Annotated in this window: 7 protein-coding genes and 1 pseudogene; 7 read left to right on the top strand and 1 reads right to left on the bottom strand. The window is 69.8% G+C overall.

Annotated features, from left to right (window positions below; genetic code table 11):
- From B0E54_RS09530 to B0E54_RS09500, 7 genes and pseudogenes are all read left to right on the top strand, one after another.
- Nucleotides 1–150, top strand: a pseudogene (locus tag B0E54_RS09530) (alpha-L-arabinofuranosidase); the annotation flags it as partial.
- 134 nt (nt 151–284) lie between these two features.
- Nucleotides 285–644, top strand: coding sequence for a VOC family protein (locus B0E54_RS09525; RefSeq protein WP_234582953.1), 360 nt, complete (start codon nt 285–287; stop codon nt 642–644).
- 262 nt (nt 645–906) lie between these two features.
- Nucleotides 907–2,727 carry an ABC transporter ATP-binding protein gene (locus B0E54_RS09520; protein ID WP_234582952.1) on the top strand — a complete coding sequence of 607 codons (1,821 nt, stop codon included), beginning with the start codon at nt 907–909 and terminating at the stop codon, nt 2,725–2,727.
- A gap of 5 nt (nt 2,728–2,732) precedes the next feature.
- Nucleotides 2,733–4,505 carry an ABC transporter ATP-binding protein gene (locus tag B0E54_RS09515; RefSeq protein WP_234582958.1) on the top strand — a complete coding sequence of 591 codons (1,773 nt, stop codon included), beginning with the start codon at nt 2,733–2,735 and terminating at the stop codon, nt 4,503–4,505.
- A gap of 23 nt (nt 4,506–4,528) precedes the next feature.
- Nucleotides 4,529–5,764 (top strand): glycosyltransferase, encoded by a 1,236-nt coding sequence (locus B0E54_RS09510; protein ID WP_234582950.1) that lies wholly within the window; start codon nt 4,529–4,531, stop codon nt 5,762–5,764.
- Between the two features lie 48 nt (nt 5,765–5,812).
- Nucleotides 5,813–7,090, top strand: a complete 1,278-nt coding sequence (locus B0E54_RS09505; protein ID WP_234582949.1) for a glycosyltransferase — start codon at nt 5,813–5,815, stop codon at nt 7,088–7,090.
- Nucleotides 7,087–7,908 (top strand): PIG-L deacetylase family protein, encoded by an 822-nt coding sequence (locus B0E54_RS09500; RefSeq protein ID WP_234582947.1) that lies wholly within the window; start codon nt 7,087–7,089, stop codon nt 7,906–7,908. The genes B0E54_RS09505 and B0E54_RS09500 overlap by 4 nt, the downstream gene beginning before the upstream one ends.
- Here the strand turns inward: B0E54_RS09500 and B0E54_RS09495 are convergent.
- Nucleotides 7,871–9,118 carry an RNA polymerase sigma factor gene (locus tag B0E54_RS09495; RefSeq protein WP_234582946.1) on the bottom strand — a complete coding sequence of 416 codons (1,248 nt, stop codon included), beginning with the start codon at nt 9,116–9,118 and terminating at the stop codon, nt 7,871–7,873. The two genes, B0E54_RS09500 and B0E54_RS09495, sit on opposite strands and share 38 nt — an antisense overlap.

Here is a 9,118-nt window from a genome sequence, read left to right as displayed (position 1 = left end):
GGCGAGCTGATCCGCACCAGCGCCGACCAGACCTTCACCGTCGACCCCTGCAACCTGCAACTGCTCTACCAGGGCCGGTCTCCGTCCTCCAACGGTGTCGACTACGGCCTGCTGCCGTACCGCCCGGGCCTGCTCACCCTGCAACGCTGACCCTCCACCACCCCACGACCCGGGGCGGGTTCGGCACCACGCCGAACCCGCCCCGCGTCACGTGCCAGGGCCGTCCGTCCGTGCCAGGGTGGGTCATGCCATTGAACGCACACCATCTGCGAACATCGGTCGCCGTGTCCGACATCGCGCGGGCCGTCGAGTTCTACGAGGGCAGGCTGGGGCTGGTACCGCTGTGGTCCGCGCCCAGCGCCACCATCGCCGACGGCAGCCGCATCTACGCCTCCGGTGGCGGTCCCGCCCTCAACGTGTACCAGTCGGTCACCGCCGGGAAGACGCCTGCGACGCTGGCGACGTGGTACGTCGACGACATCGACGAGATCGTCGACGAGCTGTCCTCGTCCGGCGTCGAGTTCGCCCGCTACGAGCAAATCGAACACGACGCGAAGGGGATCACCGAGCGGGCCGGCGGTGGTCGTATCGCGTGGTTCCAGGACCCGGACGGCAACACCTTCGCCATCGAAGCGGACGTCTGACCGCTGGGTGCCGCCGCGCGGGAACGGGCCCGGCTGAACTCTGACGGGCCGGAACACGGCGAGACTTCTTCAACCGTGCCGCGTTGTCCCAGGGCCGGCCGCTCCGGCCATCTTCCGTGATGGAATTCGGTCCCCGTGTCGATCTCGACCGCTCGATGTTCGTCGAACCAGTGACAGCACCGGCGGTCGAGTAGGGAGATCGATGGACATGCGCAGCAGCCTGTGGGGCCTGATATCCGCGCGTGCGAGCATCCTCCGCCTCATGCCCAGAGCGGGCTTCGGTCTCCTCGGCGCGCTCCTCCTGCTCAACCTGTTCCTCGCCGCACTGCCGATCGCGTTCGTCGTCACGTCCAGCGTGGTGTTGGGCAAGGTGCCGGGGGCCGTGGACGGCGGTCTCGACTCGACGGCGTGGCGGGAGCTGGTGCCGGTCTTCGCGGCGGCCGCCGGCATCTTCGTGTTGCAGCAGGTGTTGGCGCCGGCCCAGCTCTCGCTGGGTGAGCTGCTGGCGCGGCGGATCGACGGCACGGTGGTGGACGACGTGATGCGGGCGTCGACGCGCAGCACCGGGGTCGGGCCGATGGAGGACCAGTCGGTCCTCGCCGACCTGCGCTACGCCGCCCGCGAGCTGGAGCACGGCCTGCAGATGTGGGGGCCGGGCAGCGCCTGCGCCGGCACTCTCGCGCTGATCGCGCGGTACGGCCAACTGGTCGGTTTTACGGCGATCATCGGCGTCGTCTACTCCTGGTGGGCGGCAGTGGCGGTGGCCGTGACAGTGCTGTGGTTCCGCAACGTGCAGCGCGGCGGTCTGCGGCGCTACGCCCACGCCCGGTTCAGCCTCATGCCCCAGCAGAACAAGGTGGAGTACGTCCGCAACCTGGCCGTGCAGCCGCCGGCGGGCAAGGAGATCCGGGTCTTCGGGCTGGCGAACTGGATGGACGGCGAGATGCGGGCGTCCTACCGCGCCTGGTTCGCGCCGCTGTGGGCGGCGCGACGGCGGGTCTACCTGTGGCCCGGTGTGTGGTCCACCGGGTTCAGCCTCCTCGCCTGCGGGGCGATCTTCGCGACGATCGGCGCCACCGCGATCAACACGCTGACGCTTACCGAGTTCGTCCTGATCATGCAGGCGGCGCTTGGTGCCATCCGGCTGTCGGTGTTCTACCCGGAGGCCGACCTGGAGACCGCGATCGGCACCGAGACCCACCGGGCGGTGCGCCGGTTCGCCGATCACATCGACAGGCACACAGTGCTGGAGCCGGCCGGCTCCGGGAGCCCGGCGCCCGAGCCGGTCAGTGAGATCCACTTCGATGACGTGTCGTTCCACTATCCCGGTCAGGACCGACCGGTGCTCGACGGACTGGACCTGCGAATCCCCGTCGGCAGCTGCACCGCGATCGTCGGGCTCAACGGCGCGGGCAAGACGACGCTGGTGAAGCTGCTCGCACGGCTCTACGAGCCCGACCGCGGGGCCGTACGTCTCGACGGCGTCGACATCCGCACGTTCGAGCTGTCGCAGTGGCGTGCCCGGCTCGCCGTGATCTTCCAGGACTACCTGCGCTACGAGTTCTCCGCCGCGGACAACGTGGCGTTCGGCGCGGTGGGCTCGGCTGACGATCGGGACGGCGTCCGGGAGGCCGTGGCGGCGATGGGCCTGACCGAGGTGGTGAATTCGCTGCCCCGCGGCCTGGACACGCCACTGGCCACGCATGTCACCGGCGGCGCCGAGCTGTCGGGCGGCCAGTGGCAGCGGCTGGCGCTGGCGCGGGCCCTGTTCGCGCTGCGGCACGGCGCGTCGGTCGTGGTGCTCGACGAACCGACAGCGAGCCTCGACGTACGCGCCGAGGCGCAGTTCTTCGATCAGTTCGCGGGGCTCACCCAGGGCGCCACCACGCTGCTCATCTCCCATCGTTTCTCGACGGTGCGGCATGCCGACAAGATCGTGGTGCTGCACGACGGCCGGGTCAGCGAGGAGGGCTCGCACGACGAGTTGCTGGCACGCAACGGGCGCTACGCCGAGCTGTTCAGGTTGCAGGCCAACCGCTTCGCCGACAACAGCGACCCGGACCGGGACGAGGTGCTGCTGTGAGGGAGATGTTCGCAGGCGTCGGCAGGCTGCTGTCCGCGGCGTGGCGGATCGACGCGCGCAAGACGGTGATCGCCACCTTCCTCATGCTGGCCCTGGCCGCGTCGGCCGCCCTGCTCGCCGTCGCGCTCGGCGCGATGACCGACGCGGTCATCGGCGGGGACGCGACCGAGGCCGCCGTGTTGGGCGGGGTGGTGGCTCTGCTCGCCATCCTGGCGCAGTCCTCCGGCCAGTTCGCCATGGTCGCGTACTTCGAGCTGTCCGAACTCATCGAGCTGGACCTGCACCGGGAGCTGCTGGCGGTCTCCAACGGATCTGCGGGGATCGGCCATCACGAGCGCCCGGAGCAGGCCGACGAGCTCACCGTCCTGGTCCAGGACAGCGGGCAGTTCCGCAGCAGCATGGAGTCGCTGTTCCAGGCGGCGACGATGGTGCTGTCGGTCGTCCTGGGCGCGGCGATCCTGGCGTGGCAGAGCCCGTTGCTGTTGTTGCTCCCGGTGGCCGCTGCCGTGCCGTTGTTCACCGGCCGGCTGGCCGAGAGCGCCCTGGAGCGGGCCAAGACGGCGGTCGCCGAGCCGACCCGTGTCGCGCTCAACCTCTTCCAGGCCACGACCAGCGCCCGCTACGCCGGCGAGCTGCGGGTGTTCGGCGTGGAGAAGGAACTACGGCAGCGGTACGCGAGCCTGTGGCGAACCGCCACCCGTGGTCTCTACGGCGCGCACCTCAAGGCCATGGCGCTACGGGCGGCGGGTCAGGTCGTCTTCGGTCTCGCGTACGTCGGAGCGGTGTTGCTCGTCGTCCGTAACGCGATAGCCGGGCAGCAGAGCGTCGGCGAGGTGGTCCTGGTCATCGTGCTGGCCACCCAGGTCAACCAGCAGGTGACCGGCGCTGTCACGCAGCTGCAGCAACTGCAACGCCTCGCCAACACCTATCTGCGGCTGGATCGGCTGCGCGACGCGGTAGCCGGTGCCGGGTCCCTGGCCGACCAGCCCGTCCCGGACCGGCTGGTCACCGGGATCGCCTTCGAGAACGTGAGCTTCAGCTACCCGAGCGCCGAACGGCCGTCGCTGCGCGATGTCAACCTGACGTTGGCCGCCGGCAGCACGGTGGCGATCGTCGGTGAGAACGGCGCCGGCAAGACGACACTGGTCAAGCTGCTGTGTGGCTTCTACCAGCCCACGGCCGGCCGGATCCTCATCGACGGTGTCGACCTTCGACGGCTGCCCGTCGACAGGTGGCGCGAGCGGATGGCCGCGGGCTTCCAGGACTTCGTGCGGTACGAGATCCGGGCGCTCGAGGCGGTCGGTGTCGGTGACGTGGCGCGGGTGTCGGACGAGGCGGCGGTCAACGAGGCGTTGGTGAAGGCCCACTCCACCGACGTCATGCGTGCCCTGCCGGACGGCCTGTCCACCCAGCTGGGCACGTCGTACGCCGAGGGCACCGAGCTGTCCGGCGGCCAGTGGCAGAAGCTCGCCCTGGGTCGGGCGCTCATGCGCGACAACCCGATGCTGCTGCTGCTCGACGAACCCACGTCGGCCCTCGATCCGCAGGCCGAACACGAGCTGTTCGAGCGCTACGCGGAACACGCGAGGCGTACCAGCGCGCAGACCGGCGCCGTCACGGTGTTGATCTCGCACCGCTTCTCCACGGCACGGATGGCAGACAAGATCATCGTGGTCGGTGACGGGCAACTGCTCGAGGTCGGAGACCACGACACCCTGATGCGCGCCGGCGGCTCCTACGCCGAGATGTTCGCCATCCAGGCCAAGGCATACCGCTGACACGACCATGCGAGGAGAGAACCATGGGCCACCGGATCCGGGTATCCGTCATCATCGCGACCTACAACTCGGCCGACCTGCTGGCCGACACACTGCGCTACCTCGTCCGGCAGACCATCCCCACCAACGAGTTCGAGGTGATCGTCGGCGACGACGGGTCGAGCGACAACACCGCCGAGGTGGTGCGGTCCTTCGCCGACAAACTCCAGGTCAAGTACGTCTTCCAGGAGGACCGGGGATTCCGGGCCGCCGCCGCGCGCAACGCCGCGGCCCGGCTCGCCGCCGGCGCGCTGCTCATCACTCTCGACACCGGCTCGATGGTGGGTCCGGATTTCCTCGCCGCGCACCTGGCCGCCCACGAGGGCGGCGAGTCGCGGCGGGCGGTGATCGGCCTCAGCTACGGCTACAACCCCGAGGTGCCGACGGCGCGGGTGGACGAGCTTCTCGCGCAGATGCTCCCGGAGACGGCTGTGGAGCGGTTCCGCGACCTTCCCGAATTCCAGGACGTCCGCCAGTCCTACCTGACCGACTGCGAGATGGACCTGAGCAGGAGGCTGGTGGCCTGGCAGGCCTTCTGGACGTTGAACGCGTCGATGCGGACCGACGACTTCCGCCGGGTCGGTGGCTTCGAGGAGAAGTTCGAGGGCTGGGGCGGCGAGGACATGGAGCTGGCACTTCGGCTGCTGCGCGCCGGCCTGACGATCGAGGTCGCGCCGGAGGCATGGGTAGTGGTGGCGCCGCACGAGCGCGACCACAAGGCCAACTTCGACGCGCTCTTCGTGAACATGCGGATGTTCCTGAGCAAGTTCCCGGAGCCGATCGTCGAGATGGGCCTGGGCGTGATGATCGACAAGGGGGAGTTCTGGCACTGGGAGCAGACATACCGTGAGCTCCTCGACTGGCAGCAGCAGGCCGGCGGCCTGAGCGTCGCCGACGAGATAGCCAAGGCCCTGGCGGACGTGCCGGACGATGAGTCGGTAGCCATCGTCGGATGCGGCGCCGAGCTGCCCGCGACGCTTACCAGCGCGGTCCTCGTCGACTTCGATGACCAGCTCCTCGACCGTGCCGTGCGGTCGGGGGACCACAGCGGCTACCACGCCGTCGGGCTGCACACGCTGCTGGCCGACGACAGCGTCGACACGGTCATCATCACCTCCCGGATGGCCGGCCTCTGGGGCACCTGGAGTGCGGAGATCCTGGCCGAGGCCGACCGGATCGGCAGGCGCACCATCTCGTACGCCGGCCCGGCAACCTCGTGAACACGTAGGCCAGTTCGAACGGCTGAACCGACCATGCGAAGGAGAACCATGGGCCACCGGCGGCGGGCATCCGTCATCATCGCGACCTACAACTCAGCTGACCTGCTGTCGGAGACCCTCCGGCAGCTCGCCCGGCAGACGATTCCCACCGACGACTTCGAGGTGATCGTCGGCGATGACGGGTCCACCGATCACACCGCGGAGGTGGTGCGGTCCTACGCCGACCTGTTGCACATCAAGTACTTCTTCCAGGAGGACCAGGGGTTCCGGGTCGCGTCCGCACGCAACGGCGCGGCCCGGATGGCTGTCGGCGCGCTGCTTGTCATCCTCGACACCGGCTCGATGGTGGGTCCGGAATTCCTCGCCGCGCACCTGGCCGCCCACGAGGGCGGCGAGTCGCGGCGGGCCGTGGTGGGGCCCAGCTACGGCTACAACCCCGACGTGCCGATGGTGGGGGTGGACGAACTCCTCGCGCAGATGCCGCCCGAGCTGGTGGTGGAGCGCTACCGCCACCTACCGGAGTTCCAGGACGTCCGTCAGCCCTACTTCGTCGGCTGCGACATGGACCTGAGGAAACGGTCGATTCCCTGGCAGGCCTTCTGGACCGGGAACTGTTCGATCCGGATGGACGACTTCCGCCGGGTCGGCGCGTTCGAGGAACGATTCCAGGGCTGGGGCGGCGAGGACATGGAGCTGGGATTCCGTCTGCACCGCGCCGGCCTGACGATCGAGCTCGCGACGGAGGCGTGGGCGGTCGTCGCGCCGCACGACCGCGACCACAAGGCCAACTTCGACGAGCTGTTCGCCAACATGCGGTTGTTCCTGAGCAAGTTCCCCGAGCCCGCTGTCGAGATGGGTCTGGCCGTGATGGTGGAGAAGGGGGAGTTCTGGCAGTGGGAGCCGATGTACCTGGAGCTCCTCGACTGGCAGCAGCGGGCGCGGGGTCTGAGCGTCTCCGACGAGATCGCCGACGCCCTGATGGACGTGCCCGACGGTGAGGCGGTCACCATCATCGGGTGCGGCGGCGAGCTGCCCGCGTCGCTGACCGGCGCGACAGTCGTCGACTTCGATCACGAACTCCTCGAACGCGCCGTGCGCTCGGGTGACCACAGCGGCTACCACGCCCTCGGGCTCGCGACGACGCTGAGCGACGACAGCGCCGGCACTGTCGTCATCACCTCCCGGATGGCGGGCCTCTGGGCCACCTGGGGCCCAGAGATCCTGGCCGAGGCCGGCCGGATCGGCCGGCGGACGATTTCGTACGCCAGCCCGGTCACCGCGCCCGCACATTCGCAGGAAATCCACTTCGAAGGGAGAGCCGCATGACAACCCTTGTCGTGTCCCCGCATCTCGATGACGCGGTGCTGTCCTACGGCGGCCACCTCGTCCAGTTGGCCGACGCCGGCGAACACGTCGTCGTCTACACGGTGTTCGCCGGCAGTCCCACGCCGCCGTACTCGCCGATCGCGACCACCTTCCACGACCAGTGGGCGATCGTCGGCGATCCCGTGGCGGCGCGGCGTGACGAGAACGACGCGGCCCTCGCCGCGCTCGGCATCGACCCGCCGTACCTGTGCGGCCCGTTCCTCGACTCGATCTACCGCAGGAACGCGCAGGGCGGATGGGTGATCGACGACGAGAACCCGATGGACCACCACGCCGACGACGAGGACGACCTGGTCGCCGCCGTAGCCGCCGACATCGAGCGGGTGATCGGTGAGTTCTCGGCCGACCGGGTCGTCACGTGCGCGGCCGTCGGCAATCACGTCGACCACCGGCGTACCCGCGACTCCGTCCTCGCCGCGGTGGCCAGGACGGGCTCACCGCTGTCGCTCTGGGACGACTTCCCCTACCTCGCGTGGCCGGGGGTCAACGTGATGCCGCCGCTGCCGGCGGGCGTGCGGGTGGCGGAGCCGGTGGCCGTCGCGGTCAGTGACACCGACTGGGCCCGCAAGCTCCGCGCGGTAGGTGCCTACGCGAGCCAGATCGCGATGCTGGAGAGCGGTGGCCAGACCATGAGCGAGCAGTACGCCGACGACTGCGCGAACCGCCGCGGCCAGTACGGCGTCGACGGATTCTACGAGACCGTCCGAGAGGTGCTGGCGGTCACAGATTCCGCTCCACTTCGGTCAGTCGCTCGCTGAGGAACGCGCGCTCGACGTCGTTGTCGGTGAGGGTCAGCGCCTCCTCGTAGGCCGTCCGGGCCTGCGACCACCGCCCCAGTTGGCGGAGGAAGTCGGCCCGGGCGGCACTGAGGTAGCCGTACGTGGCCAGGGCCGGGTCGGCGAGCAGGGGGTTCAGCGCGTCGAGCCCGGCCCGGGGGCCGTCGCGCAGCCCGACCGCGACGGCACGGTTGAGATCGACCACTGGCGAGGGCCAGAGCCGGAACAGGGCGTCGTAGAGCCGGACGATCTGGGCCCAGTCGGTCTCCCTCCAGCTCGGTGCCTCGGCGTGCACTGCGGCTATCGCGGCCTCCAGGGCGTACCGCGTCGGTGGCCGCCGGCGTAGCGCGTCGGCCACCAACGACCGACCCTCGGCGATGAGCTGCCGGTCCCAGCGCGAGCGATCCTGCTCCGACAGCAGCACCAGGCGCCCGTCCGCGGACATGCGGGTGTCCTGGCGCGAGGCGTTGAGCAGCAGCAGCGCGAGAAGCGCGCTGATCTCGGCGTTGGTCGGCATGAGCAGATGCAGCATGCGGGCCAGGCTGATCGCGCTCTCCACCAGATCCTGCCGAACCAACTGGGCGCCCAGCGGCGCCGTGTGCCCGGTGGTGAAGATAAGGTGGACGACCTCGAGGACGGCGCTGACCCGCTCCTCAAGCTGGTCCGGGCCGGGCACGCGGTATGGAATGCGGGCCGCCGCGATCTTCTTCTTGGCCCGGGTGATCCGGGCTGCCATGGTCGCCGGCTGCACCAGGAACGCGCGCGCCACCTCGGGGGTGGAGAGCCCGCAGACCAGGCGCAGCGTCAGGGCGACCTGCGCCTCCCGGGCCAGGGCGGGGTGCGAGCAGGTGAAGATGAGGCGCAGCCGGTCGTCGACCAGGCCGTCCTCGGGCCCGGGAGTGGTCTCGTCGGCGACGAGCAGCGGCATCTTGCGACGGAACACGGACTCGCGGCGCAGGACGTCGCGGGCCCGGTTGCGCGCGATGGTGGTCAACCAGGCGCCCGGTCGATCGGGGACGCCGGTCTCCGTCCAGGTCTCCAGGGCCTGTGCGAACGCGTCCTGCGTGCACTCCTCGGCGAGGTCGAGGTCGCGGGTCAGATGGGCCGTGGTGCTGAACACCTGGGCCCAGTCGCGGCGGTGCGCCTGGGCGACCGCCGCGACGACCTCGTCTTTCGTCCGTGGATCGGCCAC

The organism is Micromonospora sp. MH99 (assembly GCF_021442385.1).
GTDB lineage: Bacteria > Actinomycetota > Actinomycetes > Mycobacteriales > Micromonosporaceae > Micromonospora.
This window is presented reverse-complemented; position numbering and strand designations above follow the sequence as displayed.